This window comes from Stenotrophomonas mori (assembly GCF_023556335.1).
Classification (GTDB): domain Bacteria; phylum Pseudomonadota; class Gammaproteobacteria; order Xanthomonadales; family Xanthomonadaceae; genus Stenotrophomonas; species Stenotrophomonas mori.
In genome coordinates, this window is the sequence record NZ_JAIKTS010000001.1 from 1,546,604 (window position 1) to 1,571,622 (window position 25,019).

A 25,019-nucleotide genomic window follows, 5' to 3' on the forward strand; every position below is an offset into this window, starting at 1 on the left:
GGCGGGCGCTCCGGGCAGGCGCGGAGCCGACGCCGGAGCCTCCCGGGCAGGCCTGGACCCGCCCGCGCACGCCGCTGCGGAAGACGGAGACGCCTTCCGCAGCCGGGGTGGCCTCAGAGGCGCTTGAACACCAGGGTGCCGTTGGTCCCGCCGAAGCCGAAACCGTTGGACATCACCACGTCGACCTTCGCCTGGCGTGCCTGGTTGGGCACGTAGTCCAGGTCGCAGCCGTCGCCCGGCTGCTCCAGGTTGATGGTCGGCGGCACCACGCCGTCGCGCAGCGCCAGCACCGAGAAGATGGCCTCCACGCCGCCGGCGGCGCCGAGCAGGTGGCCGGTCATCGACTTGGTCGAGCTGACCATCAGCTTGTAGGCGTGGTCGCCGAAGGCGCGCTTCATCGCCAGCGTCTCGGCGAGGTCGCCCAGCGGCGTGGAGGTGCCGTGCGCATTGAGGTAACCGACCTGCTCCGGAGTGACGCCGGCATCCTTCATCGCCGCCAGCATGCAGCGCGCGGGGCCGCTGCCGTCCTCGCTGGGGGCGGTCATGTGGTTGGCGTCGGAGCTCGCGCCGAAGCCCGCCAGCTCGCAGTAGATCGTCGCGCCGCGCGCCTTGGCGTGCTCGTACTCCTCGAGGATGAGCATGCCGGCGCCGTCGCCGAGCACGAAGCCGTCGCGGTCCTTGTCCCACGGCCGCGATGCGCGGGCCGGGTCGTCGTTGCGGGTGGACATGGCCTTCATCGCGCAGAAGCCGCCCACCGCGGTCGGCGAGGAGCCACGCTCGGCGCCGCCGGCCACCATCACGTCGGCGTCGCCGTACTGGATCATGCGCATCGCCGTGCCGATGGAGTGGTTGGAGGTGGCGCAGGCCGACACCGCCGAGAACGACGGCCCCTTCAGGCCGGCGATGATGCTCAGCTGCCCCGGCAGCATGTTGATGATGGTCTTGGGCACGTAGAAGGGCGAGATCTTGCGCCCCTCGTGGAAGTCGATGGTCTGCTCCTCGATGCCCAGCAGGCCGCCGATGCCGGCGCCGACGATGGCACCGATGCGCTCGGCATTGGCCTCGGTGATCTCCAGGCCCGCATCGTGCAGGGCCATGAACGCGGCGCCAAGGCCGTAGTGGATGAACGGGTCCATCTTCTTGGCATCCTTGCCGCTGACCCGGTAGCGCCCGAACAGGGCGTTGTCGGCGGTGATGTCGAAGTCCTTGACCTCGCCCGCGATCTTGGTGGTGAAGCGGTCCAGGTAAGCGTCGGCGACATGGGTCAGCGGACCGATGCCGGAACGGCCCTCGGTGATGCCCTTCCAGCTGCTGGCCAGATCATTGCCCAGGGGCGAGACCATGCCCAGGCCGGTAACGACGACGCGACGCTTCATTGCGGTTTCTCCTGAGCCCATGCTCGATGCGCGCATGATGATCGGGCGTCATGACGCCCGGATGCACGTGGCCGCCTCGCGGCCGGACTTTCTCAAATGGATGAGGCCGCTGACGCGGCCCCATGGATTGCCATGCGCGGCGGGCGGCCTTGCCCCCGCCACACACCCGCCGTCAGGACTTGACGTGGGCCTTGATGTAGTCGATGGCCGCCTGGACGGTGCTGATCTTCTCGGCTTCTTCGTCCGGGATCTCGCACTCGAATTCTTCTTCCAGCGCCATCACCAGCTCGACGGTGTCCAGCGAGTCGGCGCCCAGATCATCGACGAACGATGCGCTGTTGGTGACTTCCTCTTCCTTGACGCCAAGCTGTTCGACGACGATTTTCTTGACGCGTTCTTCGATGGTGCTCATTGGATATCGCTCCAGATGGAGTAGTGGTTCAAAAGGCGCCATCGGAAACGATGGCCGTGGGATAGTGTAGTGGAAAGCACCGGCGCCATGCATTCTTGAAAAAAGCGACGGAAATCAACCACTTGGGCGCACTCCCTGCGCCACACGCTCAGGCCATGTACATGCCGCCGTTCACGTGGAGGGTTTCGCCGGTGATGTAGCTGCCGGCCGGACCGGCCAGGAACGCCACCGCGCGGGCGATGTCCGCCGGCTCGCCGAGGCGGCCCAGCGCGATCTGGCCGAGCATCGCGGTCTTGGCGTCCTCGGGCAGGTCCTTGGTCATGTCGGTGTCGATGAAGCCCGGCGCGACCACGTTGACGGTCACGCCGCGGCTGCCGATTTCCTTGGCCAGCGACTTGGAGAAGGCAATGATGCCGGCCTTGGCCGCCGCGTAGTTGGCCTGGCCGGCGTTGCCGGTCACGCCGATCACCGAGGCGATGTTGACGATGCGGCCCTTGCGCGCCTTCATCATGCCGCGCATCACCGCCTTGGACGTGCGGTACACGCTGGTCAAGTTGGTGTCGAGGATGGCCTGCCAGTCCTCGTCCTTCATCCGCATCAGCAGGTTGTCGCGGGTGATGCCGGCGTTGTTGACGAGGATGGTGATGGCACCGAATTCCTTGCCCACCGCGTCGATCAGCGCGTCCACCGCACCCGGCTCGGTCACGTTCAGCGCACGGCCGTGGCCGCCCTGCGCGGCCAGCCGCTCGCCGATGGCGGCGGCGCCGGACTCGGTGGTGGCGGTGCCGATGACGGTCGCGCCCTGCGCGGCCAGTTCGTCGGCGATGGCCGCACCGATGCCGCGACTGGCGCCGGTGACGAGCGCGATTTCACCCTGCAATGGCTTGCTCATGCATTTTCCTCGATGGCGGGCGGCCGAACGGCCACCGGAGGCGATGCGGCACGCCCGGTGCCCCATCGCGGCTCGCATTGTTCAGTGGGGCCACTCGTCCAGCGCGGCGTCGAAATCGGCGGGGGTGCCCAGCGGACGGGCTTCCAGCGACTTGTCGATGCGCTTGACCAGTCCGGTCAACACCTTGCCGGGGCCGCACTCGGCCACGCCGGTGACGCCGCGCAGGGCCAGGGCCTGCACGCACTCGGTCCAGCGCACCGGCAGGTACAGCTGGCGCACCAGCGCGTCGCGGATGGCCTCGATGCTTTCATGCACCTGCGCATCGACGTTCTGCACCACCGGCAGCGCCGGCAGGCGCCAGTCCAGCCCGGCCATCGCCTCGGCCAGACGATTGGCGGCCTCGCGCATCAACGGCGTATGCGAGGGCACGCTGACAGCCAGCTTGACCGCCTTGCGCACGCCCTTTTCGGCCAGCAGCGCCAGTGCCCGATCGACCGCGGCGGCATCGCCACCGATGACGATCTGGCCCGGCGAGTTGTAGTTGGCCGGCACCACCACCTGGCTGCCCGAGGCCTGCCCGCAGACGTCCTGCACCAGCGCATCCTCGGCGCCAAGCACGGCCGCCATCGCACCGACGCCAGCCGGCGCGGCTTCCTGCATCAGCTGCCCGCGCAGGCGCACCAGGTGCGCGCCCTCGCGCAGCGACAAGGCGCCGGCCGCGACCAGCGCGGTGTATTCGCCCAGGCTGTGCCCGGCCAGCACCCGCGGGCGCTGCACGCGTTGCCCGGCCCACAGGCGCCATACCGCGACACCGGCGGCCAGCAGCGCCGGCTGGGTGTATTCGGTGCGGTTGAGCTGCTCTTCCGGGCCGCCCTGCGACAGCGCCCACAGGTCGACGCCGGCCCCGTCGGACGCCTCGGCGAAGGTCTCGCGGACCTGCGGGTGCAGTTCGGCCAGTTCGGCCAGCATGCCCAGCGACTGGGAGCCCTGGCCGGGGAAAACGAAAGCGAGTGGGGAATCAGTCACGCGGTCATCTGCTGCATGAATCGAAGCGGCGCATCATAAGCGCGAATGCACCCTGCCGTCTGTACTGTCGCGTATGCCATGCGCCGCGGGAGCCTGTCAGGTGAGCAGGGCCAGCAGGTCCAGCTCGCCGTCGGCCAGCCAGTCCAGCGACAGCACCACCAGTGCCAGGAAGCCGAACGCGGTGGCCGAATGCACCACCAGGATCGCGCGCGCCAGGGCCTGCCCCGACTTGCCCGCCCGCTGCAGCAGGCGCGCCAGCGCCTGCAGCCGCCCGGTCACTTCATGGGCGTGGTCGACCACCGGCCGGTCCGCGCCCTCCATGGCCTCGGCCAGCATCGCCTCCAGCACCTGCGGACGCGTTTCGTAGTACTTGGCCACGCCATAGCCGAACATCAGCCAGTCGCGGGCCTGGGCCCGGTCCAGGTCCATCACTTCCAGCGGGTCCTCCTCGAAATCGATGAACCCCACGCTGTGGCCGTCCCAGGTCATGTTGCGCGGCAGCGGCTGGCCGAAATAGGCACCGTCGCGGTGCGCGCTGGCGATCGCGGCGATGGCCGCCGCGACCAGGCGGTCGCGCCCGGCGGCATCGGCCTCGCGCAGGCAGGTGTTGAACGAAGCACCGGTATGTTCGAGCAGCAGGGCCGCCTTGCCCTCGCCGATGACCGCGGGCACGTTGACCCCCTGCGCCTTGAGTTCGAGCAGGCGCCGGGCCTCGACCTCGCGCGCCTGCGCGCCGCCGCGGTGCGGCGGCGGCCGCAGCGCATCGAGACGGAAACGGCGGGCGACGAAATTCAGCAGCCCCAGGGCCAGTGCCCGACTGCTCTCACCGTAATGCTTGAGCCATGCGCGCTGCCCCTCGATGGAGATGGGTTCAGCCATGACGAAACCTCCCGGCCTGCACGGCCACCCGAACGCGCCCGGGGCCGCATGCCCCGGTCGCTACCGGTTTGATCAATAGCGCAGCAGCGCCGAACCCCACGTGAAGCCGCCGCCGAAGGCCTCCAGCAGCAGCAGCTGGCCGCGCTCGACGCGTCCGGAACGGATCGCCGCATCCAGTGCCAGCGGCACCGAGCCGGCGGAGGTGTTGCCGTGCTTGTCGACGGTCACCACCACCCGCTCCATCGGCATGTCCAGACGCTTGGCGGTGGCCTCGATGATCCGCAGGTTGGCCTGGTGCGGGATCAGCCAGTCCAGGTCGGACTTGTCCAGGCCATTGGCCCGCAGCGTCTCGTCCACGACCGAGTCCAGCGCCTTGACGGCGTACTTGAACACGTCGTTGCCCTTCATGGTCAGCTTGCCCGGATTGTCCAGCCCGGTGGACACGCCGGCCGGGTGCCACAACAGCTCCTTCTTGCTGCCGTCGGCATGCAGGTGGGTGCTGAGGATGCCGGTGTCCTCGTCGGCCTTGAGCACGACGGCGCCGGCGCCGTCGCCGAACAGCACGCAGGTGGTGCGGTCGTTCCAGTCGACGATGCGGGTCAGGGTTTCCGCACCGATCACCAGGACATGCCTGGCATCGCCGCTGCGGATGAATTTGTCGGCCACGCTCAGGGCGAACAGGAAGCCCGAGCAGGCCGCATTGACGTCGAACGCCGCCGCGCCGGTCGCGCCGAGGCGCGCCTGGATCAGGCAGGCGGTGGACGGGAAGATCAGGTCCGGCGTGGTCGTACCCACGACGATCATGTCCAGCTGCGACGGCGCGATGCCGGCCGCTTCCAGCGCACGCAGCGCGGCGTTGTAGCCGAGGTCGCCGGTCGTCTCGTCCTCGGCGGCGACATGCCGCTCGCGGATGCCGGTCCGGGACTGGATCCACTCGTCACTGGTGTCGACGATCTTGGTCAGATCCTCGTTGGTCAACACCTTCTCGGGCAAATAGCTGCCGGTGCCCGCGATCCTGGAGTAGATCCGCTTGCTCATGCTGGTTCCTGTTGCGCGGAACCGCCCTGAGGCGGTCCCGGAAGAATCGGTGCGGCGGCCGCCATCGAGGGATGGCGGCCGTCACGAATCAATCTTCTTCGACGACCGAGGTCTTGGTCGCGATCACTTTCTTGCCGCGGTAGAAGCCGTCGGCGGTGATGTGGTGACGCAGGTGCACCTCGCCGGTGGTCGGGTCGGTGGACAGCTGCTTGGCGCTCAGCGAATCGTGCGAACGGCGCTGGCCGCGGCGGGACGGGGTAACACGGGATTTCTGCACAGCCATGGGATTGCTCCAAACTCGGTTCGTTCGTTTCGTCGTTGCAGCACCGGTACATGCCCGGCCCTGCCTTGCTTTCGCCGCAGCCGCCGACGACAACCGGCCGCTATTGTTTCTTCAGCGCCGCCAGTGCCGCAAACGGACTGGCCTTGCCCAACTCTTCGGGAGTGGCCGAGAAATCACGCTCGACCGCCTCGCTTCCCGGCGCCACCGGCACGACCGGCACCGCCATCACCAACTCGTCCTCGACCAGGTCCAGCGGCCGCAGGCTGCCGTCCTCCGGCACCAGCAGCGCTTCGTAATCCGGCGGAAGCGCCTCTTCCTGGTCCTCGTCGCCGACCAGGCCCAGCCGCTGCACCATGTTCACCGGCAACAGGAAGCGCTGCATGCTGCGCTGACAGGTCAGCGGCAGCGCGGTTTCGATGGTCAGTTCCACATAGGCGACCCGCAGGACCTCGTCGCGGCCGAATTCCAGTGCGTAGCGGCACTCTCCTTCGGCATCGGCGACCAGCCCCTGCAGGCGGCCAAGCGCGGACAAGGGCACCTGGCCGTCGAAGCGCCTGCGCGCTGCGACCATCCGCCAGGCATCCAGCAACTCGGGCACGTTCGCGGACATAAGCTGCAGAATGTTAAGGATACGCCCCCCGCCTGTCAAACACGCCCCCCCGGCATTGCCCCGGACACGGCACGACCGCAGACTCGGCAGCGGCTTCCCCCTCCGGCACGGTCCATGACGGCACTGATACTCGCCTCCACCTCCCGTTACCGCGCAGCCCTGCTGGCGCGGCTTGGGCTCCCGTTCAGCTGCCTGCCGCCGGCGGTGGACGAGACCGCGCGGGACGGGGAGACCCCGGCGGCGCTGGCGGTGCGCCTGGCGCGCGCCAAGGCAGCCGCGGTGGCCACGCGCCAGCCCGGTGCCTGGGCCATCGGCTCGGACCAGGCCGCCGAACTGGACGGCCACGCGCTGGGCAAGCCGGGCACGCACGAGGCGGCGCAGGCGCAGCTGGCGGCCATGTCCGGGCGCGAGGTGCTGTTCCACACCGCCGTGTGCCTGAGCGACGGCACCCGGCATCTGGAAGCCGCGGACCTGACACGGGTCCGCTTCCGGCGCCTGTCCGGGGCCGAGATCGAGCGCTATGTCGCCGCGGAACAGCCGCTGGACTGTGCCGGCAGCTTCAAGTGCGAGGGCCTGGGCATCGCGCTGTTCGAGGCGATCCACAGCCAGGACCCGACCGCCCTGGTGGGGCTGCCCCTGATCCCGCTGTGCGGGCTGTTGCGCGAGGCCGGCTTCCAGCTGCCCTGAGCAGCGCGCGACCGCGGCTCAGCGCGGCGCGACCATGAACGGCTGCTCGCGCCACTCCTCCACGCTGCCGTCCTCGCCGTGCAGCCGCAGCCCCAGCCAGTGGCGGCCCGGCGCCAGGTCCGTGGTCCGCAGCCGGGTGGCGAACCCCACCCGCGGGTGGTGCGGATCGGTGGAGATCTTCCAGAACGCGGTGACATCGTAGGTGCTGCCGTAGTCGGCGACGGCCGCGACCTGCCCGTCCACCAGCACCTCCACCGAGGCCAGCCCCACCCCGTCCTTGAAGGCCCAGCCCTGCACCTCGACCGCCCCGTCGACCACCGCATCCGGAAGCGGCGTGTTGACCCAGGCCATCGCCGGCGTGACGCAGGCACCGCGGCGCTTGCCCGGCGGCAACCGGAACAGCAGGAAACGCTGGTGGCCGCGGTCGATCGACACCACCCGTGGCGGCGGCAACGGCCCCACCAGGCCGCACACCTGGTGATAGCGCTGCAGCAGGTCGCGGTAGCGCTGGTCGCCCGGCGCCAGCACCAGCAGTTGCGGCACGTCCCCCGGGCCCTCATGGACCAGCCGCCACAGCGCCAGCTGCGCGGTGCGCCCGTGCTTGTCGTTCAGCGGATGCGGCAGCACCCGGATGGCGGCGTCGTCGCGCAGGAACCCGAGCTCGGCGCCGACCTTGAAGCTGCCGGCCAGCACCCGGGTGTCGGCCGGCATGTCGGCCAGCTCCTCGCGCACGGCGTCGGCCAGTGGCTGCCAGCCGACGAAGTTGCGCGGGTAGTACTTGTTGCCCGCCAGCGATTCACGCAGCGCCGGCGATGCCGCCATCAGGTAGTAGCCGAACGCACAGGCAAGCCCGGCCAGCGCCATGCCCCAGGCGAGGCGGCGCCAGAAACGCGGCCAACGGATGAAGATCAGCGGCGCCGCCGCGAGCAGGGCGAAATAGCCCGGCAACGGCCAGTGGAAGCTGATCCGCTCCACGTCGGTGAAGAAGCCCAGCAGGAACACGCTCAGCGTGGAGACCGCGCCCACCAGCGCGAAATAGCGCCACTGCACCCGCCGCTGGCCGGCCGACAGCGGGCGGATGCCCGCCGCGCCGGCCTGCCACATCGCCAGGCACAGCAACGGCGTGACCAGCAGCGGCTGGATCACCAGGAACCACAGGCCGCTGTACTGGAACTCCCAGGGATGGCGCTCGACCAGCTGGAACTTCAGCCCGGCGTCCTGGTTGTCCAGGTTCCAGGCCAGCAATGGCAACCAGGCGACGATGCCGACCGTCAACGCCATCCACACCCGCGCGTCGCGCAGCATGCGGCGGCCGTCGGGCAACAGCAGCAGGGCGATGAACCCCACCCCGATCACGCCGATGAAACGGTAGTGGCTGAGCGCGCCCAGCAGCAGGCCGATGGCCAGCTTCAGCGCGCTGCCGGCATCGACGCCGCGCAGCAGCCGGGCGCCGGCATCCAGGCACAGCACCGCGGCGAAGGCCATCGGCACGTCCGGAACCGCCAGGATCCCCAGCGTCGCCGACAGCGGCATCAGCAGGGTGAGCGAGCCGGCCTGCCAGCCGAACCGCGAACCGAACCAGTGCGAGGAGATGCGCGAGATCATCCACGGCAGCGCCGCGCCCATCACCAGGAACGGCAGGCGCACGCCCAGCGCATGGTGGCCAACCAGCTCCACGCCCAGCCGCGTCATCCATGCCGTCAATCCCGGCAGGTCCGAGTACGCGGCCGCCAGGTGCTGCCCCTCCTGCCAGTAGAACGCCTCGTCGACAAACAGCGGCAAACGCGCCGCCACGGCCACCTTCAGGGCCGTCACCACCGTCCAAAGCACGAGGAATGCCGTGCGCGCCCGCTGCCCCGCCTGCATTGCCGCTTACACTCCCTGGATCATGGTTTTCGAAAAGGCCATCGTGCCGAGGCCACGCAGAATGCTAACCGATGCAGCCCGTACCGCAGTGCACCAGGCGATACGGCAGGTCAACACACTGTTGCTGGGAAAGACCGCCGAGGTGCGGCTGGCGTTCGTGGCCCTGCTGTCCGCCGGCCACCTGCTGATCGAGGACCTGCCCGGCCTGGGCAAGACCACCCTCGCCCACGCCATGGCCTCCACCCTCGGGCTGCGCTTCCAGCGCGTGCAGTTCACCTCCGACCTGCTGCCGGCGGACGTGCTGGGCGTATCGATCTACGAGCCGGAAAGCCGCGGTTTCCGGTTCCATCCCGGCCCGGTGTTCAGCAACGTCCTGCTGGCCGACGAGATCAACCGCGCGCCGCCGCGTACGCAGAGCGCGCTGCTGGAGGCGATGGCCGAGCAGCAGGTGACGCTGGACGGTGTCAGCCACGCCCTGCCGGAGCCGTTCTTCGTGATCGCCACGCAGAACCCGGTGGACATGTCGGGCACCTTCCCGTTGCCCGACTCGCAGCTGGACCGCTTCCTGCTGCGGCTGACGCTGGGCTATCCGGACGCCGGCGCCGAACGCGCACTGCTGGCCGGCCACAGCCGCCGCACGCTCATCGCGCAGACCCGTCCCAGCCTGACCGCGCAGGACATCGGCGAGCTGCGCGCGGCCGTCGCGCAGGTCCATGCCAGCGAGGCGCTGGTCGACTATGTGCAGCGGCTGCTGGCGCAGAGCCGCCGGCAGCCCGGCGTGCGCGTGGGGCTGTCGCCGCGTGCCGGCATCGCCCTGCTGCACGCCGCGCGCGCCCATGCGCTGCTGGCGGACAGGACCCACGCGCTGCCGGAAGACGTGCAGGCGCTGTTCGTCGCGGTGGCCGGCCACCGCCTGGTCGCCGAGGCGGAATCCGACACCGGTGCCGCACTGGCCGGCGCGCTCCTGCACAGCGTGCAGGTCGACTGACGATGCGCGCCTGGCTGCGCGGCCGCGTACGGGCCCTGCAGATGCTGGCCCGGCCCCGCCGCCCGGAGCCGCTGCCGGCCGTACTGGACCGCCACCGGATCTTCGTCCTGCCCACCGGCTTCGGCCTGTTCCTCGCCGCCCTGCTGGTACTGATGCTGCTCGGCGCGCTGAACTACAACAACAACCCGGCCCTGTTGCTGGCCCTGCTGCTGGCCGCCGCCGCGCTGGCCAGCGCCCTGCAGGCCCACCTGCAGCTGGCCGGTCTCCGCGTGGAAGCGGCCTCCGCGGACCCGGTGGCGGCCGGCACCCCGCTCCGCCTGCGCCTGGCGCTGGCGCGGCACGACCGCCGGCCCCGGCGCGGATTGCGCCTGGACGCCGCAACGGCCGGCACCGTGGCCGAGCTCATTGTCGATGACCGGACCGAAGCCGACCTTTGGCTGCCCACCGCCCGCCGCGGCTGGCTGGAACTGCCGCGTATCCGCGTATCCACCCTCCAGCCGCTCGGGCTGGTGCGCGCCTGGAGCTGGGTCTGGCCCGAGGCCCCGCTGCTGGTCTACCCGGCACCGGAGGCCGACGCGCCGCCGCTGCCCACCGGTGGCGGCGGCGCGACCCGCGCCCGGCCCGATCCGCATGGCGACGAGCTGGAGCAGCTGCGTCCCTACCGCGCCGGCGATGCACGCCGCCACATCGCCTGGAGGCATTCGGCGCGACGCGACACCCTGCTGGTGCGCGACCGCCAGCGCCCCCAGGGCGCGACCGTCCTGCTGGACTGGAGCGCACTGGCCCCGCTGCCCTACGAACAGCGCATCGCACGGCTGGCGCGCTGGGTCGACGAGGCCGAACGCCTCGGCCGGCGCTATCGGCTGCAGCTGCCCGGGCATGCGCCGCTGGGGCCCGGCAGCGGCGAGGCCCATCGCCACCAGTGCCAGCGCGCACTGGCACTGATGCCCGCCGCATGAGCCGCGCGCCCTCCCCGCCCCTGCAGCGGCACGCACGCGCCTGGGTCCTGCTGGCCACGGCATTGGCGCTGCTGCCGCTGCTGCCGTTGTTGCCGGCCGCGCTCACCGCGGTGATCGCCACCACCGCGGTGAGCGCGGCCGGGGTCGCCTGGCGCCGCCCGGTCCCGCTGCCGCTGCGCCTGCTGCTGGTGGCCGGCATGCTGGCGGCGATCCACTGGCAGATGGGCTCCACGCCCGGCCGCGATACCGGCTGCGCGCTGCTGGCGGCGATGCTGGCGATCAAGTCCAGTGAACTGCGCCGCCTGCGCGACGCGCGCAGCCTGCTGGGCTTCGCACTGTTCGCCCCCTTCGGCGCGTTCCTGCTCGACCAGGGGCCCCGCACCCTGGTACTGGCATTGCTGGCACTGGCCGGCGCCCTGCTCGCCCTGCAGCACCTGGCCGATGCCGACACCGGCAGCACGCCTCCCCCGTTCCCGCACCAGGTCCGGACCGCGGCGCGGCTGCTGCTGCTCGCCGCGCCGCTGGCGCTGGCGGGCTTCTGGCTGCTGCCCCGGCTGCCCACGCCGTTGTGGGGCCTGCCCGAACGCGGCAGCGGACAATCCGGCCTGTCCGACACCATGTCGCCGGGGCAATGGCTGGACCTGATGAACGACGACCGCCCGGCGCTGCGCGTGCAGTTCTTCGGTGCCACCCCCACCCCGCAGGACCGCTACTGGCGCGGCCCGGTGCTGACCCGCTTCGACGGCCGCACCTGGACGCGCCTGCCCGGCCAGCGCCGCGCGCCACCGCCTCCGGTCGCCGACAGTCCGGTGCACTGGGACTACCAGGTCGAATACGAAGCCACCGAACGCCGCGAACTGGTGGCGCTGGACCTTCCGCGCACCCCTCCCGAAGGCGCGATGCTGGATGCCGACTACACGCTGGAGAGCGCGCGGCCGCTGACCGCGCTGACCCGTTGGCGGCTGCGTTCGTCCGCGCCGGCGGACTTCCAGACCACCCTGCCTCCGGCACTTCGCGCGCAGGCACTGCAACTGCCCGACGGGTTCAATCCGCGTACGCGGGCGCTGGCCGGACGCTGGCGCAGCGAAGCCGGCAGCGACGACGAGGCGATCGTACGCCGCGCACTGGAATGGATCGGCCGCGACTTCAGCTACACCCTGAGCACCCCGTTGCCCGGACGGCATGGCGCCGACGAGTTCCTGTTCGACTGGAAGGCCGGCTTCTGCGAGCACTTCAGCTCGGCGTTCGTGGTGCTGATGCGCGGCGCCGGCCTGCCGGCGCGGGTGGTCACCGGCTATGCCGGCGGCAGCCGCAACCGCTATGGCGACTATTGGCTGCTGCGCCGCAGCGACGCCCATGCCTGGGCCGAGGTCTGGCTGCCGCAGCGCGGCTGGACCCGCATCGACCCGACCGCGGCGGTGGCCCCCGAGCGCATCCTCGACACCGTGGAGGACCGCCTGTCGGCCGCCGGCGACGGCGGCGACGGCTTCGACATCGGCGCCCGCTGGCTGCAGGCGCTGCAGATGGGCGACTGGCTGCGCCGCCACTGGAACACGATGGTGCTGTCGTTCGATGCCCGGCGCCAGCAGCGCCTGTTGAGCGCACTGGGCATCGAACGGCTGCAGCCGGCGCAGTTGATCGGCCTGTTCGCCGCGGCCGCGTTGCTGGCGATCGCCGCCATGGCCTGGACCCTGGCCCGCGGCGAACGCGAGCGCGACCCGCTGCTGCGCGCGTGGCGCCGCCTGGAACGCCGCTACGCCCGGATCGGCCTTGCCCGCCCGCCGCACGAACCCGTGCCGGCCTGGGCGGCGCGGATCGCCCCTTCACCGGCGCCGGACGGGCTGGTCGCGCTCAGCCGGCGTTTCAGTGATGCGCGCTACGCTCGCTCTTCGCCGGACCTCGCTTCATTATTGCGTGACCTGCACAGGCACCGCCCTCAACCCGGAGTACGAACCGGAGCACCGACATGAAGACCCGCATCCTCGTCACCCTCGCCGCCAGCCTGGTCCTGGCCGCCTGCGCCACGGCTCCCAAACCCCTGCAAGGGCAGTTCAGCACGGTGTCCCCGCGCGATACCGTCGTGCAGAAGCAGACCGGCACCCCGGTCCGCTGGGGCGGACGCATCATCGAGACCCTGCCCGGCCAGGGCCAGACCTGCTTCCAGATGATCGCCCGGCCGCTCAACGGCAGCGGCCGCCCCAGTACCACGTCCTCCGATGCCAGCGACGGCCGCTTCCTCGCCTGCCGCGCCGGCTTCTACGATCCGGCCGTGTTCGAACCGGGCCGCGACGTGACCTTCATCGGCCGCATCGACGGTTTCCAGACCACCAAGATCGGCGACTACGACTATCCGCTGCCCAAGATCGCCGCCGACGTGGTGTACCTGTGGCCGGTGCAGCGCGAAGTCGAGGTGGTGCCGGCCTACCCGTACGGCCCCTGGGGTCCGGCCTGGGGCCCCGGCTGGGGTTGGGGCTGGCGCGGCGGCTGGTGGTAAGCCCAGCGCGCGCAGCAGACAGGAAACGCCGCCTCCGGGCGGCGTTTTCCATTCGGGGACGCGCCGCTCACTCCTGCCGGCGGAGCGTCCAGTCGCCCTCGCGGGCGGCGGGCCGCAGCTCCCAGCCGGGCGCCAGGGTCAGCACCCAGCCCGGGCCCGTCCATCCCGCGGCCGTCTGCCGGGCCCCGGCATGGGCCACCGACAGCCGCTTCCAGTCGCTGGACAGCAGGCCATCGCCATCCACGTCCAGCACGCCCCAGTCGGCCGCCACGCGGATCACGCCATAGACCGCGCCCTGCGGCGGCAGCGGCGTCACCCGGTTCGGATCGAAGCTGAAACGGGCACCGTTCACCGGCACGCCCAGCACCGGGCCATCGACCAGCCGCGCACGCAGCTCCGCCACCGCCTCGGCCTGGTGCCTGGCGCGGGTGGCCTCCTCCGCTTCGACCGCGGCCAGGCCGTATCGCCTGCCGGCGAGCTGGAAGGCCGCATCGCTCGCGTCGGGCTGCGCGCCGGAGGCGGCCGCCAGCAGCTGCGGCAGCCCATCCTCGCGGTTCCAGGCACTGCGCCAGTCCGGCGCGGCCCGATCCAGCAGGGCCCCGTAGGCCGGTCCGGTGTAATAGGCGAACGAACGGGCATAGGCCGCCAGCCCGTCGCCGCGGCGCAGGTGCTCGGCAAGGTGCGCCTCCAGCGCCGCATCCTGCGCGAGGAGGCGACCGGTGTACTCGGCGAGGCCTTCGTGGCGCTCCAGCGCCTCCTCCGCCGCGCGCGCGCCCGGAAAGCGCGCCTGCCGCCAGGCACGGAAGGTCATCGCATCGCTGCCGGCCTGTTGCCGCAGGTCCGCGCGCGTCGCCACCATCGCCGCATGCAACGCGCGCAGTTCCAGCCGCAGGGCGGCACGCCCCTGCGCGGTCTCCAGATGGTCCTGGTCGGCATGGGTGGGCGGCAGGCCGGCCTGCGCCTGGATGCGGTGCCAGGCCTCGTGCATGAACAGGATGGAGCGGGCCGGCTCCTCCTCCGGCAACGGCAGCATCAGCATCGTCCAGCGGCGCCCGTTCCATTCCACCGCAGTGTTGGCCACCGGCATGTCATCGGGAAGCCGACCACGGAACACCGTGCCGTCGCGCTCCAGCGCGGTGTCCACCCCGTCGCGGTCGGCGACCACCCGGCGCGTGGCCGGATCGGCCAGCAGCACCGGGCCGCACAGGCGCACGCCCCAGGCCCGGCCGTCGTCGGCCGCGCACAGCTGCCGCATGCGCCGGAAGGCGGCGTCGGCGGCATCCGCATCCGGCACTGCCTGCGCGGATGCCACCACCGGCAGCCACAGCAACGCCAGGCCGATGCGTCTACGGATGCGTCCAGCCACCGACCACCTCCTTGTCGCGGAACCCGGTTCCGCGGTTCGTCCCACCGGCCCCGCGGATGCGGGTCTACGCCGCGCCGAAATGCCCCAGTGCCGCACCGGCCAACAGGTGCAGGTGGATATGGAACACCGTCTGCCCGGCATCCTCGCGGCAGTTCATGACGATGCGGTAGCCGTTCTGCGCGAAGCCTTCGCGGCGCGCGTACTCGGCGGCGGCCAGGGCCAGCTTGCCGACCAGGTGCGCCTGCGCCGGCTGGAGGTCGTCCAGGGTCGGGATGACGTCGTTCTTGGGAATGAACAGCACATGCACCGGCGCCTGCGGTGCGATGTCCTTGAAGCCCAGCACCTCGTCGTCTTCATAGACGATGCTGGCGGGAATCTCGCGGCGGATGATCTTGCCGAAAATCGTATCGGTCATGCGACGGCTCACTGGCATTGAACGGCCTACAGCTTACCGCCCCGCCGCGGCTTATTCGCCGACTTCGCTGCGGCTGCCGAAGGCATGCGACAACGTGCCGCGGTCCACGTATTCCAGCTCGCCGCCCAGCGGCAGGCCCTGTGCCAGCCTGCTCGGCCGCACGCCGTGGCGGCGTGCCAGCTGCGCCAGGTAATGCGCGGTGGCCTCGCCCTCGACGGTGGCGTTGGTGGCGATGATCAGTTCGGCGACCTCGCCCTCGGCCAGGCGGGTTTCCAGCTGGTCCAGTCCAAGCTCGCGCGGCCCGATGCCGTCCAGCGGCGACAGCCGGCCCTGCAGCACATAATAGAGCCCGCGGTAACTGGTGGCGTGTTCGATCGCCAGGCGGTCGGCCGGCGACTCCACCACGCACAGCGTCTGCCGCTCGCGGCTGGCGCTGGCGCACAGCGGGCAGGTCCCGGTCTCGCTGAAGTCGCGGCACTGCGTGCAGTGGCCGATGCGCTCGATCGCCTCGGCCAGCACCGCGGACAGACGCTGCCCGCCCTCGCGTGCGCGTTCGAGTACGTGGTAAGCCATGCGCTGGGCCGTCTTCTGGCCGACCCCGGGCAGCACCCGGAAGGCTTCGATCAGTTGTTCCAGCAGCGGCAGGCTCATCGCGTCGGGCTCATCGTCGGAACCCGCGCGCGAATCCCGGGGGGCTTCGCGGCGCAGGCGGGATACGCGGCCGGGCATGGCGCCCGGCGCCGCGGCATCAGAACGGCAGCTTCATCCCCGGCGGCAGCTTCATGCCCGCGGTGGCCGAACCCATGCGGTTCTGCGACTCGGCGTCGATCTTGTTGGAGGCGTCGTTGAACGCCGCGGCGATCAGGTCCTCGACCATCTCCTGGTCGGACAGCACCGACGGGTCGATGCGCACCTTGCGGCACTCCTTGGTGCCGGTGAGGGTCACGCTGACCATGCCGCCGCCGGCACTGCCGGTGACCTCCAGCTTGGCCAGTTCTTCCTGGGCCTTCTGCAGGTTCTCCTGCATCTTCTGGGCCTGCTGCATCAGTTGGGCGATGTTGCCGCGCATGCTTTCCTACTCTTCAAAGGGACGGATGGAATCGGGCACGACCCGGGCGCCCTGCGCGAGCAGGTGCTGTACCTGGGGGTCGGCCATGAACGCGGCCTCGGCCGCGGTCTGCCGCTCGCCACGCTGGCGGTCGGCACGCTGGTGCAGGGTTTCCGCGCCGGCATCGCCGGTCTGGATCACGATCCTCGGAGGGGTGCCCAGCGCCTGCGCCAGGGTCTGCGCCAGTGCCGCCAGCGAACGTTCGGACTGCAGGTACTCGAAGCCCGGCGGCAGCGCCAGGCGCAGCACGCCTTCGCGGTAAGCGACGAAGGCCGCATTGGCGGCCAGCTCGCGCGACGGCCCGGACAGGCCGCTGGCGGCGATCAGGTCCAGCCACTGCTCCGCGGTCTCCAGCGCGCGCATGCCGCCAGCGCCGCGGGACTGCGCGGCCGGCTTCGGCGGTTCGATGGCGATCCCCGCCGGGCGTGACGCCGCTGCCGGCCTGGCCGGTTCGGACGGCGGCTCGGGCAGCGTACGGCCCGCGGCCGGCGACGCGTCGCGCGCGGCCTCCGCCCCCTCCACCATCCACGGCGGCAGGTCGTCGTCGCTGCGTGCCGGCTCCGGTGTCCGAGCCCCGGGCGCCGGCCCGGACCCGGTGTGCGGCTCACGGCCGGCCAGGCGGGCAGCCGCCTCCGGTTCCGGGGGCGCGTGGACAGGCACCGGTGCGGGAACGGACGCCGCCGCTTCCGCCGGCAGCGCCGGTGCGGCGGCGGCAGCCGACACGGCCGGCGCGGCCCCCGCCACCGACGATGACGAGGCGCTGGCACCCGGGCCGTCGCCTTCCGGCACGGCCGGCACCGCGCCAGCCGGGCGGAACGCCAGCATGCGCAGCACGGTCATCTCGAAACCGGCGCGCGGGCTCGGTGCCAGGTGCAGGTCGCGGCGGCCGCCCAGCGCCATCTGGTACCAGAGCTGCACGACCTCCGGGCGCAGCCGCGCCGCGAACGCCGCCGCATCGATGCCGTCGCCGGGCACCGCCGCGTCCGGCACCAGCTGCTGCACCTGGATGCGGTGCAGGGCCTCGGCGAGCGCGTCGAGCACCCCGCTCCAGTCCGGCGAGAATTCGGCCAGCGCGGCCACCACCTGCAGCAACCGCGCGCCATCGCCGGTGGCGAGCGCGTCGAGCATCGCCGCCACCTGGGTGCGGTCGACGGTGCCGAGCATCGCCCGCACCACCTCGTCGTGCAGCGCACCGCCGGCATAGGCGATGGCCTGGTCCAGCAGCGACAATCCGTCGCGCAGCGAGCCGTCGGCCGCGCGCGCAAGCTGCACCAGCGCGCCCGCCTCGGACTCGATCTGCTCGGCGCCGAGGATCCGCTCCATCTGCCCCCGGATCTGCTCCTCGTCCAGCCGCTTGAGGTTGAACTGCAGGCAGCGGCTGAGCACCGTGACCGGCAGCTTCTGCGGATCGGTGGTGGCGAGCAGGAACTTCACGTGTTCCGGCGGTTCCTCCAGCGTCTTCAGCAGCGCGTTGAACGCCGCCTTGGAGAGCATGTGCACCTCGTCGATCAGGTACACCTTGAACTTGCCGCGCGAGGGCATGTACTGCGCGTTCTCGATCACCTCGCGGACATCGTCCACGCCGGTGTTGGAGGCCGCGTCGATCTCCAGCAGGTCGATGTAGCGCCCGGCATCGATGTCCAGGCAGGCCGCACACTGGCCGCAGGGGTCGGCGCTGGTGCCCTGGTCACAGTTCAGCGACTTGGCGAAGATGCGGGCGATGGTGGTCTTGCCGACACCGCGGGTGCCGGTGAACAGGAAGGCATGGTGGACGCGGCCGCTGTCCAGCGCGTTGCTCAGCGCGCGGACCACGTGTTCCTGGCCCACCAGCTCGGCGAAACGCTTCGGGCGCCACTTGCGGGCGAGGACGAGATAGGACATCAGGCAACCGTCTTCATCTGAGCCGCCATTGTGCCATGTCCGCCGGCGGCGGCCGCAGCCGCGCGCGGATCGCTTGTGGCCCGGCCCCGCTCCCTATAGAATCTGCGCCCCTGCAGCGCCTTCGGGCAGCGGCAGGAACCGGAGAGGTGTCCGAGTGGTTGAAGGAGCACGCCTGGAAAGTGTGTAAGCGTCTAAACCGCGCTTCGGGGGTTCGAATCCCCCTCTCTCCGCCAGATTCAGGCTCCCGGGACAATCCCCGGAGCATCGTCTGCCTGGCCGCGCAACGCGTGGCCCGTGTCTATGGTGGCCCCGTCGGCCCCTCGCGACGCTAGGTCGAAAATCCCGCCAGGGCCGGAAGGCAGCAACGGTATCGATCGACGCGGGCGCCGAGGTCAGCCGGCGGGGCCGCCACCTTTTCGGGAACCGCGCGCCGGCCGCGCCGCTGGCGTGGCCTGGTGGAACAGCAGCCGCCAATCCCCGTCGCAGCCGCGCCACAGCGAACTGCGCTCGGCCCGGGCACCCGGTTCGCCGCGCGCATCCAGGTAACGGCTGCGATACCGCACCTGCGCCGCCAGGGTCGCAGCCAGCGCACCGGCGGCCGTCGCCGGGCGTGGGCGGTTCAGGGCCGTTCGTCCGCCGGCACTTCCGGTGCGGTGGGGGCGGCCAGGGCGATGCACTCGCCCGGCACCGCCACGCGGTGCCCGCGCGCGCGCAGTGCGTCACCGTCGGCGGCGCTGGCGTAGTGGTAGAGCACCATCCGTGCGCGCAGCTCGGCGTCGTATTCGCGCTCCAGGTCGTCCACGCCGGTATGCGAAGGGTTGCCGTGCAGGCCGCAGTCGTGGGCGACCAGCTCGTTGTCGCCGGCATGCCGGGCCAGCATCTCCGGGATCGGACGGGTGTCCCCGCTCCATACCACCGCCCCCTGCAGGCGCAGGCCATAGGCGGTTTCCGGCCAGTGGTGGCGTACCGGGAACACCTCCAGGCGGAGACCGTCGTGCCAGAACGCATCGCCCACCGCGATCAGCTGGAAGGCGTCCCAGAAATTGGCACCGCCCTCGGCCAGGACGTTCGGATAGTCGCCGACCCGCTTGTGCAGCAGGGGCACCACGCTGGCCGGAACGTACAGCCGGACCCGGCCGCGCCGCTGGCGGTTGAAGTAGGCATCGACGAACAGGCGCTCGAACCCGGCCACGTGGTCCAGGTGCACATGGGTCACGAACAGCGCGTCGGGCATCGCGCCGTAATGGGTGCGGTAGGCGGTCAGCCCCTCGCCGCCGCAGTCGATGGTCAACCATGGCCGGCCGCCGCGCTCGATCACCGCCATCGGCGAACCCAGCTCGACCGCCGAGGCATTGCCCACCCCCAGGAAGCGCAGCGCCCAGCCCATCACACGCCCCGGTTCCAGGCCAGGTCGTAGGCGCGGCGCAGGCGGGCGAAGTCCTTGCGCACGTCCTCGCGGCTGCGCTCGCCACGCAGCTTGAGCAGCGAGCGCAACAGCCGCTTGAGGTTGCGCTCGCGCCAGCGCGTGGCCGGAATCCGCAGCACGCCGCGGTCGAAATCGATCACCCAGCCATGGCCGCCGGCATCGAACAGGATGTTCTGCGCATTGAGGTCGGCGTGGTCCAGCCCGGCCCGGTGGAAGCGCGCGATCAAGCGCCCGGTTTCCTCCCAGGGCGCGCCGCGCCCGGCGACCTGCGCGCGATCGGCCAGCGACCGCACGCCCTCCAGGCGCTCCATCAGGATCGCCGCCCGGTAGCTCGGGCCCTGGCGCATGTAGAACGCCGCCAGCGGCCGCGGCACCGGCAGCTTCAGCTGGACCAGCGCCCGCATCAGCCGGAACTCGGCGAAGCTGCGGGTGCGGTCGGCGCCCTGCCAGAGATAGCGGTCGCGGCTCAGCCGCGCGGCCAGGCCACCGCGCCGGTAGTGGCGCAGCACGCACTGGCCGAAAGGCGCGTCCACGAACCAGGCGCTGCCGCGCCCGCCCTCGCCCACCGGGCGTGAGCGCCCCGCCCAGTGCTGTGGCGAAAACAAGGCCATGTCGGCTTGCCGCAGGTGTTGGCGGTCGAACAGAATGGCGCCATAGCCGCGGCCTTCGCGGCAAGGCGTCAGCGCTTCAGTGGCGTCGAAAGCGACCATTCACGGCGAGTCTAACAACACCATGCGTTCAGCGTCCTCCCCTTTGTGCCTGTTGCGGCTCTCCGCGCTCGGCGATGTGACCCACGTGGTACCGCTGCTGCGGACGCTACGCCAGGCCTGGCCGGAGACCGACCTGCACTGGGTGATCGACAAGGCCGGGCACCGCCTGCTGGAAGGGCTGCCCGGGGTGGTGTTCCATGTCTACGACAAGCCGTCCGGGCTGGCAGGCATGCGTGCGCTGCGCCGCGGGCTGCCCGCGGGAGGCTTCGCCGCGCTGCTGCAGATGCAGGTCGCCTTCCGTGCCAACCTGCTGTCGGCCTTCATTCCCGCGCAGCGGCGCATCGGCTATGACCGGTCGCGCTCCAAGGACCTGCATGGCCTGTTCGTCAACGAGCGGATTCCGGACCGCCCCGGCCAGCACGTGCTCGACGCGATCGGCAGCTTCTGCGAGCCGCTGGGGCTGAAGCAGACCACGGTGGGCTGGGACCTGGCCACGCCGGCCGCCGCCCACGACTGGGCGCGGGCGCAATGGGAGGACGACGGCCGCCCGGTGTTGATGATCTCGCCCTGTTCCAGCCATGCGCGCCGCAACTGGTATGCCGACCGCTACGCCGCGGTGGCCGACCACGCGGCCGCCCGCGGCTGGCGGGTGGTGCTGTGCGGCGGCCGCAGCGCACTGGAACGCGACACCGCCGACGCGATCATGGCGGCGATGCAGGCGCCCGCGCTGGACCTGGTCGGCAAGGACACGCTCAAGCAGCTGCCGGCCCTGCTGGCCCGCGCCCACCTGCTGATGACTCCCGACTCGGGGCCGATGCACATCGCCAACGCGGTCGGCACCAAGGTGCTGGGCCTGCATGCGGCCAGCAACCCGCAGCGCAGCGGCCCCTACTCCGACCGCCGCTACTGCGTGGACCGCTACGACACCGCGGCCCGGCGCTTCCTGCACAGGCCCGCGGCCGCGCTGAAGTGGGGCACCAAGATCGAGGTCGACGGGGTCATGGCGCTGGTCTCGGTGGAAGACGCCATCGCCGCGTTCGAGCGCTACGTCGACGACCACGGCGCCTGAGGGCGCCGCGCCGCCACGCTCAGCGCGCGTGGTAGTCGGCGTAGGATTTTTCTTCGACGTACTCCGAGCCCAGCGCGAGGTTGATCGCCTTCTTGATCCGCGCGCGCTCGTCGTTCTGCAGATAGACCCGGCGCGCCAGCGCGACGAAGTCGTCGTCGAAGGCCTGCGCCCGGTCCTTGAGGCGGATCGCGTCCTCGATGTCCCACAGGCGTTCGTTGACCGCCTTCAGCTGCGCACGCAGCGCATCGACTTCCCGCGCGGCGGCCGGATGCCGGCTCCACGCCTGCTCGAGCGCGGCCAGCTCGGTGCGCACGTTCGCCAGCTTGGCCGCGTCGTCCATGCGTTCGGACTTGATCTGCAGGATCGAGATCTTGTCCAGCAGTTCACCGAAGGAAACGGGGACCAGGATTTCAGCGGCCATGAGGGGAAAGGTTCCAGCAGACGGGGCGCCATGATAGCCCGTACCGCGGCGCATGCCGGAGGCCGGCGCCCGGCCTGGCGGACCCGGCCGGGCCTGGACCGCCCGCGCCCTCCGCCGGCGCCCATGGAGGCATGGCCCCCTGCCCGCGGCCGCCTCCCGGCGATGGCCGGCCCCCGGGAAAAGAAAAAGCCGCACGGTGTGCGGCTTTTTCGCGATCTGGCGGGAAGGGGGGGATTCGAACCCCCGATACGCTATTAACGTATGCCTGATTTCGAGTCAGGTACATTCAACCACTCTGCCACCTTCCCGGTGGTTCCCGGCGAACCGGGCTGCGAATGATACGGGGCCTTGCCCCCGTGGACAAGCGCCGCCGGCTATTGCCGATCGCCGGTACGGACGCGATCATGAACGTCCTCACGCTGGAAACGGCTCCGCGGCGCCCATGATCGAATTCGGACACCTCAGCCACGTCGGCCTTCGCCGCCACCTCAACGAGGACACCTACTACGGGGACGGCGAGCTGGGCCTGTGGCTGATCGCCGACGGCATGGGCGGGCACGCCGTCGGCGAGGTCGCCAGCGCGCTGGCGCGCGAGACCATCGTCCGCGAGATCCAGAACGGCACCGCGCTGCCGCAGGCGATCCGGATCGCCGACGAGGAGATCATCCGCACCTCGCGCCGGCGCAACGACAGCCTGCCGATGGGCACCACGGTGGTCGCCGCACGGGTCCAGGGCAACCGCTTCGAGGTCGCCTGGGTCGGCGACAGCCGCGCCTACCTGTGGCGCGACGGCAAGCTGGCCCAGCTCAGCCAGGACCACAGCTATGTGCAGGAACTGATCGCGCAGGGGTCCCTGACCGCCGAGCAGGCCCGCGCCCACCCGCACCGCAACGTGGTCACCCAGGCCCTGGGGGTGACCGACCCGGCCCACCTCAACGTCGCCACGATGACCGGGGAACTGCGCCCGGGCATGCAGCTGCTGCTGTGCAGCGACGGCCTCACCGAGGAGGTCGACGACGCGCGCCTGGCCCTGACCCTGGCGCGCGCCGACTGCAGCGCCCAGGAGTGCGTGGACACGCTGGTGGCCGCGGCGCTGGACGGCGGCGGTTCCGACAACATCACCGCCATCCTGGTCCGCTGCCAGTAGCCGCTGCCGGCTCAGGCGCTGGCCGGCGCCTCCGGCCGGGGGCCGTCCCACCAGGCGTGGCCGGCCTTCTTGCGCAGGCGCTCCAGGCGCGCCGCATGGGCCTCCAGTTCCGAGGCGGTGGCCACCACCCGCGGACGCGGCAGCAGTGCCGCCGTATCGAAGACCCGCGCCGCGCCCGCGCCGCCGGCCGCCTCCGTCTCGGGCAGGCCGAAGCCGATCTCCTCCTGCCCCGAGGTCAGGGCGATGTAGACATCGGCCAGGATCTGCGCGTCGAGCAGGCCGCCGTGCAGCTGCCGGTGCGAGTTGTCCACGCCCAGGCGCTTGCACAGTGCGTCGAGCGAATTGCGCTGGCCCGGGAAACGCTCGCGCGCCATCGCCAGGGTGTCGGTGACCGTTACCCGCCCGGCCAGTCCCTCCCGGCCCAGGAGCGCCATCTCGTTCTCGAGGAAGCCCATGTCGAACGCGGCGTTGTGGATGATCAGTTCGGCCCCGTCCACGTAGGCCAGGAACTCGTCGACGACCTCTTCGAAGCGCGGCTTGTCGGCCAGGAACTCCAGGCTCAGGCCGGTGACCTCCTGCGCTCCGGGCTCGAAGTCGCAGTCGGGCTTGAGGTAACGGTGGAAATTGTTGCCGCTGGGCCGGCGCTCGAGCAGCTCCACGCAGCCGATCTCGACCACGCGGTTGCCCTTCTTCCACTCCAGCCCGGTGGTCTCGGTATCCAGGACGATCTGGCGCATGCCTACCTCACTTGGCCGCGGCGCTGGCGCGCACGCGGATGGCTTCGTCGCGGGCCAGCTGGTCCACGCGTTCATTGTCGGGGTTGCCGGCGTGGCCCTTCACCCAGCGCCAGTCGATGGTGTGGCGGCCGCTGGCCGCGTGCAGCCGTTCCCACAGGTCGCGGTTCTTGACCGGATCGCCGCCGGCGGTCTTCCAGTGGCGCCGCACCCAGCCCGGCATCCACTCGGTGATGCCCTGGCGCACGTACTGCGAATCGGTATGCAGGGTAATCTGGCAAGGCTCGGTCAGCGCTTCCAGCCCGCCGATCGCCGCCATCAGTTCCATGCGGTTGTTGGTGGTGTGCGGCTCGCTGCCGGTCACCTCGCGCTCATGGCCGCGGTAACGCAGCAGCGCCGCCCAGCCCCCGGGCCCGGGGTTGCCGAGGCAGGCGCCGTCGGTGTGTATTTCTATCGATTTCATGGTGTTCCGTTGAGAGGGAGCCTGGCGTCCGCGCGGCAGTGTCTGGCGGCCGCCGGCGCACGCCTGCCCTGTTATGGGCAGGCAGGCGCATAGTGTCGCCGGTCGCGGCGCCGGGTGCAGCCACCCTCCCGGTCCACCGCGTTCATGTCGCCACCGGCGCGCGCCAGCCGCCAGCCCGCACCGCCTCCGGTCCGATCAGCGCACGGGTGCGCTTCTCGAACTCGATCACCGACACCGCCCGCAGGCCCGGCAGCGCCTTGCCGCCGGTCGCGCCCGACTCGTGCCAGAGCGGGCCGAAGTGCGTCCGCGCGCTGACCTGCAGGCCATCGCGCCGCAGCCGCAGGCGGCAATGCGCCAGCGATGCCGGGCGTGCATCCTGCCATTGCCAGCGCACCCGGTAAGGGCTGTAGCGGTTGAGCGCGGTCAGCCACAGGCGCCCGCCCGGCATCAGCACCCGCGCGCACTCGGACAGCAGCCCGTCCAGCCCACTGCCCGCGGCGTGCTGCAGGACGATCGCATTGACCGCCTCGGATGGCAGCGGCAACGGCAGGGAACAGGCGACATCCCCCAGCCACTGCCGCCCATCGGCGCTGCGATGCAGGCGCACGCCGCGCCCGTCCGGGCATTCCCGGGGCAGCCACGACGCACTGGGCGCCAGCCACAGCCAGGGTTGCGCAGGGACCGCACGTACCCGGGCCAGCAGGTAATCGTGCTCGGCCGCCCGCATCCGCTGCGCCCCGGCCTTCTCAAACCAGGAAGAGACTGCGGC

27 protein-coding genes, 2 tRNA genes and 1 other RNA gene are annotated in these 25,019 nt (G+C 71.2%); 9 read left to right on the forward strand and 21 right to left on the reverse strand.

The window, feature by feature from the left end; all coding sequences use genetic code 11:
• Positions 1-113: 113 nt before the first annotated feature.
• From fabF to K5L01_RS07005, 8 genes are all read right to left on the reverse strand, one after another.
• Positions 114-1,376: a beta-ketoacyl-ACP synthase II gene (fabF, locus tag K5L01_RS06970; protein ID WP_250063164.1), complete on the reverse strand. Its 1,263-nt coding sequence runs from the start codon at positions 1,374-1,376 to the stop codon at positions 114-116.
• Positions 1,377-1,548: 172 nt separating this feature from the next.
• Positions 1,549-1,788: an acyl carrier protein gene (gene acpP / locus K5L01_RS06975; protein WP_250063166.1), complete on the reverse strand. Its 240-nt coding sequence runs from the start codon at positions 1,786-1,788 to the stop codon at positions 1,549-1,551.
• Positions 1,789-1,936: 148 nt separating this feature from the next.
• Positions 1,937-2,680: a 3-oxoacyl-ACP reductase FabG gene (gene fabG, locus K5L01_RS06980; RefSeq protein ID WP_250063168.1), complete on the reverse strand. Its 744-nt coding sequence runs from the start codon at positions 2,678-2,680 to the stop codon at positions 1,937-1,939.
• Between the two features lie 81 nt (positions 2,681-2,761).
• A complete protein-coding gene (gene fabD, locus K5L01_RS06985; RefSeq protein WP_250063171.1) occupies positions 2,762-3,706 on the reverse strand; it encodes an ACP S-malonyltransferase in 945 nt (314 codons plus the stop codon).
• A gap of 96 nt (positions 3,707-3,802) precedes the next feature.
• The gene (locus K5L01_RS06990; RefSeq protein ID WP_250063173.1) at positions 3,803-4,585 is read right to left on the reverse strand and encodes a BUD32 family EKC/KEOPS complex subunit; all 783 of its coding nucleotides are present in this window, start codon (positions 4,583-4,585) and stop codon (positions 3,803-3,805) included.
• 72 nt (positions 4,586-4,657) lie between these two features.
• The gene (locus K5L01_RS06995) at positions 4,658-5,623 is read right to left on the reverse strand and encodes a beta-ketoacyl-ACP synthase III (RefSeq protein WP_250063175.1); all 966 of its coding nucleotides are present in this window, start codon (positions 5,621-5,623) and stop codon (positions 4,658-4,660) included.
• 88 nt (positions 5,624-5,711) lie between these two features.
• Complete coding sequence (gene rpmF / locus K5L01_RS07000) at positions 5,712-5,906, reverse strand: 50S ribosomal protein L32 (RefSeq protein ID WP_055767762.1); 195 nt, start codon at positions 5,904-5,906, stop codon at positions 5,712-5,714.
• Positions 5,907-6,006: 100 nt separating this feature from the next.
• Entirely contained in the window at positions 6,007-6,516 is a 510-nt protein-coding gene (locus tag K5L01_RS07005; protein WP_250063177.1) for a YceD family protein, read from the reverse strand.
• A gap of 114 nt (positions 6,517-6,630) precedes the next feature.
• Between K5L01_RS07005 and K5L01_RS07010 the strand changes: the two genes are divergently transcribed.
• Positions 6,631-7,203 (forward strand): Maf family protein, encoded by a 573-nt coding sequence (locus K5L01_RS07010; RefSeq protein WP_250063179.1) that lies wholly within the window; start codon positions 6,631-6,633, stop codon positions 7,201-7,203.
• Positions 7,204-7,221: 18 nt separating this feature from the next.
• Here the strand turns inward: K5L01_RS07010 and K5L01_RS07015 are convergent, their stop codons facing one another.
• Positions 7,222-9,069, reverse strand: a complete 1,848-nt coding sequence (locus K5L01_RS07015; protein WP_250063181.1) for a glycosyltransferase family 39 protein — start codon at positions 9,067-9,069, stop codon at positions 7,222-7,224.
• 22 nt (positions 9,070-9,091) lie between these two features.
• Between K5L01_RS07015 and K5L01_RS07020 the strand changes: the two genes are divergently transcribed.
• The 4 genes from K5L01_RS07020 to K5L01_RS07035 are packed head-to-tail and all read left to right on the forward strand — an operon-like array spanning position 9,092 to position 13,510.
• Complete coding sequence (locus K5L01_RS07020; RefSeq protein WP_425603844.1) at positions 9,092-10,057, forward strand: AAA family ATPase; 966 nt, start codon at positions 9,092-9,094, stop codon at positions 10,055-10,057.
• A 2-nt stretch (positions 10,058-10,059) separates the two neighbouring features.
• Positions 10,060-11,016, forward strand: a complete 957-nt coding sequence (locus K5L01_RS07025) for a DUF58 domain-containing protein (RefSeq protein WP_250063187.1) — start codon at positions 10,060-10,062, stop codon at positions 11,014-11,016.
• A complete protein-coding gene (locus K5L01_RS07030; protein WP_250063189.1) occupies positions 11,013-12,986 on the forward strand; it encodes a transglutaminase TgpA family protein in 1,974 nt (657 codons plus the stop codon). The genes K5L01_RS07025 and K5L01_RS07030 overlap by 4 nt, the downstream gene beginning before the upstream one ends.
• Positions 12,983-13,510, forward strand: a complete 528-nt coding sequence (locus K5L01_RS07035) for a Slp family lipoprotein (RefSeq protein WP_250063191.1) — start codon at positions 12,983-12,985, stop codon at positions 13,508-13,510. The genes K5L01_RS07030 and K5L01_RS07035 overlap by 4 nt, the downstream gene beginning before the upstream one ends.
• Before the next feature lie 67 nt (positions 13,511-13,577).
• Here K5L01_RS07035 and K5L01_RS07040 read toward each other — a convergent pair whose 3' ends face one another.
• The 5 genes from K5L01_RS07040 to dnaX form a co-directional block, all read right to left on the reverse strand.
• On the reverse strand, positions 13,578-14,876 hold the full coding sequence (locus tag K5L01_RS07040) for an RIPOR family protein (protein WP_250063194.1): 1,299 nt from the start codon (positions 14,874-14,876) through the stop codon (positions 13,578-13,580).
• 64 nt (positions 14,877-14,940) lie between these two features.
• Positions 14,941-15,291: a histidine triad nucleotide-binding protein gene (locus K5L01_RS07045; protein ID WP_250063196.1), complete on the reverse strand. Its 351-nt coding sequence runs from the start codon at positions 15,289-15,291 to the stop codon at positions 14,941-14,943.
• Between the two features lie 51 nt (positions 15,292-15,342).
• Positions 15,343-15,942 carry a recombination mediator RecR gene (gene recR / locus K5L01_RS07050; RefSeq protein ID WP_250063199.1) on the reverse strand — a complete coding sequence of 200 codons (600 nt, stop codon included), beginning with the start codon at positions 15,940-15,942 and terminating at the stop codon, positions 15,343-15,345.
• A gap of 97 nt (positions 15,943-16,039) precedes the next feature.
• Positions 16,040-16,360, reverse strand: a complete 321-nt coding sequence (locus K5L01_RS07055) for a YbaB/EbfC family nucleoid-associated protein (protein WP_250063202.1) — start codon at positions 16,358-16,360, stop codon at positions 16,040-16,042.
• 6 nt (positions 16,361-16,366) lie between these two features.
• Entirely contained in the window at positions 16,367-18,280 is a 1,914-nt protein-coding gene (gene dnaX, locus K5L01_RS07060) for a DNA polymerase III subunit gamma/tau (RefSeq protein WP_250063203.1), read from the reverse strand.
• Positions 18,281-18,420: 140 nt separating this feature from the next.
• Here dnaX and K5L01_RS07065 point away from each other — a divergent pair.
• Positions 18,421-18,513, forward strand: a tRNA-Ser gene (locus K5L01_RS07065).
• Between the two features lie 76 nt (positions 18,514-18,589).
• An RNA gene (gene ffs, locus K5L01_RS07070) (signal recognition particle sRNA small type) lies at positions 18,590-18,686 on the forward strand.
• Positions 18,687-18,899: 213 nt separating this feature from the next.
• On the opposite strand, the gene K5L01_RS07075 is transcribed toward ffs, so the two are convergent.
• Together K5L01_RS07075 and K5L01_RS07080 are read right to left on the reverse strand one after the other, a co-directional pair.
• A complete protein-coding gene (locus tag K5L01_RS07075) occupies positions 18,900-19,667 on the reverse strand; it encodes an MBL fold metallo-hydrolase (protein ID WP_250063204.1) in 768 nt (255 codons plus the stop codon).
• Complete coding sequence (locus K5L01_RS07080; protein ID WP_250063205.1) at positions 19,667-20,416, reverse strand: 3-deoxy-D-manno-octulosonic acid kinase; 750 nt, start codon at positions 20,414-20,416, stop codon at positions 19,667-19,669. The genes K5L01_RS07075 and K5L01_RS07080 overlap by 1 nt, the downstream gene beginning before the upstream one ends.
• 22 nt (positions 20,417-20,438) lie before the next feature.
• Here K5L01_RS07080 and K5L01_RS07085 point away from each other — a divergent pair, with 22 nt between their 5' ends.
• On the forward strand, positions 20,439-21,485 hold the full coding sequence (locus tag K5L01_RS07085) for a glycosyltransferase family 9 protein (protein WP_250063206.1): 1,047 nt from the start codon (positions 20,439-20,441) through the stop codon (positions 21,483-21,485).
• A 19-nt stretch (positions 21,486-21,504) separates the two neighbouring features.
• On the opposite strand, the gene K5L01_RS07090 is transcribed toward K5L01_RS07085, so the two are convergent.
• Both K5L01_RS07090 and K5L01_RS07095 read right to left on the reverse strand, forming a co-directional pair.
• Complete coding sequence (locus K5L01_RS07090) at positions 21,505-21,906, reverse strand: DUF6165 family protein (RefSeq protein ID WP_250063208.1); 402 nt, start codon at positions 21,904-21,906, stop codon at positions 21,505-21,507.
• Between the two features lie 217 nt (positions 21,907-22,123).
• Positions 22,124-22,214, reverse strand: a tRNA-Ser gene (locus K5L01_RS07095).
• Positions 22,215-22,348: 134 nt separating this feature from the next.
• On the opposite strand from K5L01_RS07095, the gene K5L01_RS07100 reads away from it, so the two are divergent.
• Complete coding sequence (locus K5L01_RS07100; protein ID WP_250063211.1) at positions 22,349-23,053, forward strand: PP2C family protein-serine/threonine phosphatase; 705 nt, start codon at positions 22,349-22,351, stop codon at positions 23,051-23,053.
• Between the two features lie 11 nt (positions 23,054-23,064).
• On the opposite strand, the gene dnaQ is transcribed toward K5L01_RS07100, so the two are convergent.
• The 3 genes from dnaQ to K5L01_RS07115 all read right to left on the reverse strand — a co-directional run bounded on the left by dnaQ (position 23,065) and on the right by K5L01_RS07115 (position 24,857).
• Positions 23,065-23,790 carry a DNA polymerase III subunit epsilon gene (gene dnaQ / locus K5L01_RS07105; RefSeq protein ID WP_250063214.1) on the reverse strand — a complete coding sequence of 242 codons (726 nt, stop codon included), beginning with the start codon at positions 23,788-23,790 and terminating at the stop codon, positions 23,065-23,067.
• Positions 23,791-23,797: 7 nt separating this feature from the next.
• Positions 23,798-24,250 carry a ribonuclease HI gene (gene rnhA, locus K5L01_RS07110; protein WP_250063215.1) on the reverse strand — a complete coding sequence of 151 codons (453 nt, stop codon included), beginning with the start codon at positions 24,248-24,250 and terminating at the stop codon, positions 23,798-23,800.
• Positions 24,251-24,392: 142 nt separating this feature from the next.
• On the reverse strand, positions 24,393-24,857 hold the full coding sequence (locus K5L01_RS07115; protein ID WP_250063216.1) for a class I SAM-dependent methyltransferase: 465 nt from the start codon (positions 24,855-24,857) through the stop codon (positions 24,393-24,395).
• Between the last annotated feature and the right edge of the window lie 162 nt (positions 24,858-25,019).

What these genes read in the sequence shown, in the direction of transcription:
- fabF (WP_250063164.1), bottom strand. Translation starts at nt 1,376, where the DNA reads ATGAAGCGTCGCGTCGTCGTTACCGGCCTGGGCATGGTCTCGCCCCTG.
- acpP (WP_250063166.1), bottom strand. Translation starts at nt 1,788, where the DNA reads ATGAGCACCATCGAAGAACGCGTCAAGAAAATCGTCGTCGAACAGCTT.
- fabG (WP_250063168.1), bottom strand. Translation starts at nt 2,680, where the DNA reads ATGAGCAAGCCATTGCAGGGTGAAATCGCGCTCGTCACCGGCGCCAGT.
- K5L01_RS06990 (WP_250063173.1), bottom strand. Translation starts at nt 4,585, where the DNA reads ATGGCTGAACCCATCTCCATCGAGGGGCAGCGCGCATGGCTCAAGCAT.
- K5L01_RS06995 (WP_250063175.1), bottom strand. Translation starts at nt 5,623, where the DNA reads ATGAGCAAGCGGATCTACTCCAGGATCGCGGGCACCGGCAGCTATTTG.
- rpmF (WP_055767762.1), bottom strand. Translation starts at nt 5,906, where the DNA reads ATGGCTGTGCAGAAATCCCGTGTTACCCCGTCCCGCCGCGGCCAGCGC.
- K5L01_RS07005 (WP_250063177.1), bottom strand. Translation starts at nt 6,516, where the DNA reads ATGTCCGCGAACGTGCCCGAGTTGCTGGATGCCTGGCGGATGGTCGCA.
- K5L01_RS07010 (WP_250063179.1), top strand. Translation starts at nt 6,631, where the DNA reads ATGACGGCACTGATACTCGCCTCCACCTCCCGTTACCGCGCAGCCCTG.
- K5L01_RS07015 (WP_250063181.1), bottom strand. Translation starts at nt 9,069, where the DNA reads ATGCAGGCGGGGCAGCGGGCGCGCACGGCATTCCTCGTGCTTTGGACG.
- K5L01_RS07020 (WP_425603844.1), top strand. Translation starts at nt 9,092, where the DNA reads ATGGTTTTCGAAAAGGCCATCGTGCCGAGGCCACGCAGAATGCTAACC.
- K5L01_RS07025 (WP_250063187.1), top strand. Translation starts at nt 10,060, where the DNA reads ATGCGCGCCTGGCTGCGCGGCCGCGTACGGGCCCTGCAGATGCTGGCC.
- K5L01_RS07030 (WP_250063189.1), top strand. Translation starts at nt 11,013, where the DNA reads ATGAGCCGCGCGCCCTCCCCGCCCCTGCAGCGGCACGCACGCGCCTGG.
- K5L01_RS07035 (WP_250063191.1), top strand. Translation starts at nt 12,983, where the DNA reads ATGAAGACCCGCATCCTCGTCACCCTCGCCGCCAGCCTGGTCCTGGCC.
- K5L01_RS07045 (WP_250063196.1), bottom strand. Translation starts at nt 15,291, where the DNA reads ATGACCGATACGATTTTCGGCAAGATCATCCGCCGCGAGATTCCCGCC.
- recR (WP_250063199.1), bottom strand. Translation starts at nt 15,942, where the DNA reads ATGAGCCTGCCGCTGCTGGAACAACTGATCGAAGCCTTCCGGGTGCTG.
- K5L01_RS07055 (WP_250063202.1), bottom strand. Translation starts at nt 16,360, where the DNA reads ATGCGCGGCAACATCGCCCAACTGATGCAGCAGGCCCAGAAGATGCAG.
- dnaX (WP_250063203.1), bottom strand. Translation starts at nt 18,280, where the DNA reads ATGTCCTATCTCGTCCTCGCCCGCAAGTGGCGCCCGAAGCGTTTCGCC.
- K5L01_RS07075 (WP_250063204.1), bottom strand. Translation starts at nt 19,667, where the DNA reads ATGGGCTGGGCGCTGCGCTTCCTGGGGGTGGGCAATGCCTCGGCGGTC.
- K5L01_RS07080 (WP_250063205.1), bottom strand. Translation starts at nt 20,416, where the DNA reads ATGGTCGCTTTCGACGCCACTGAAGCGCTGACGCCTTGCCGCGAAGGC.
- K5L01_RS07085 (WP_250063206.1), top strand. Translation starts at nt 20,439, where the DNA reads ATGCGTTCAGCGTCCTCCCCTTTGTGCCTGTTGCGGCTCTCCGCGCTC.
- K5L01_RS07090 (WP_250063208.1), bottom strand. Translation starts at nt 21,906, where the DNA reads ATGGCCGCTGAAATCCTGGTCCCCGTTTCCTTCGGTGAACTGCTGGAC.
- K5L01_RS07100 (WP_250063211.1), top strand. Translation starts at nt 22,349, where the DNA reads ATGATCGAATTCGGACACCTCAGCCACGTCGGCCTTCGCCGCCACCTC.
- dnaQ (WP_250063214.1), bottom strand. Translation starts at nt 23,790, where the DNA reads ATGCGCCAGATCGTCCTGGATACCGAGACCACCGGGCTGGAGTGGAAG.
- rnhA (WP_250063215.1), bottom strand. Translation starts at nt 24,250, where the DNA reads ATGAAATCGATAGAAATACACACCGACGGCGCCTGCCTCGGCAACCCC.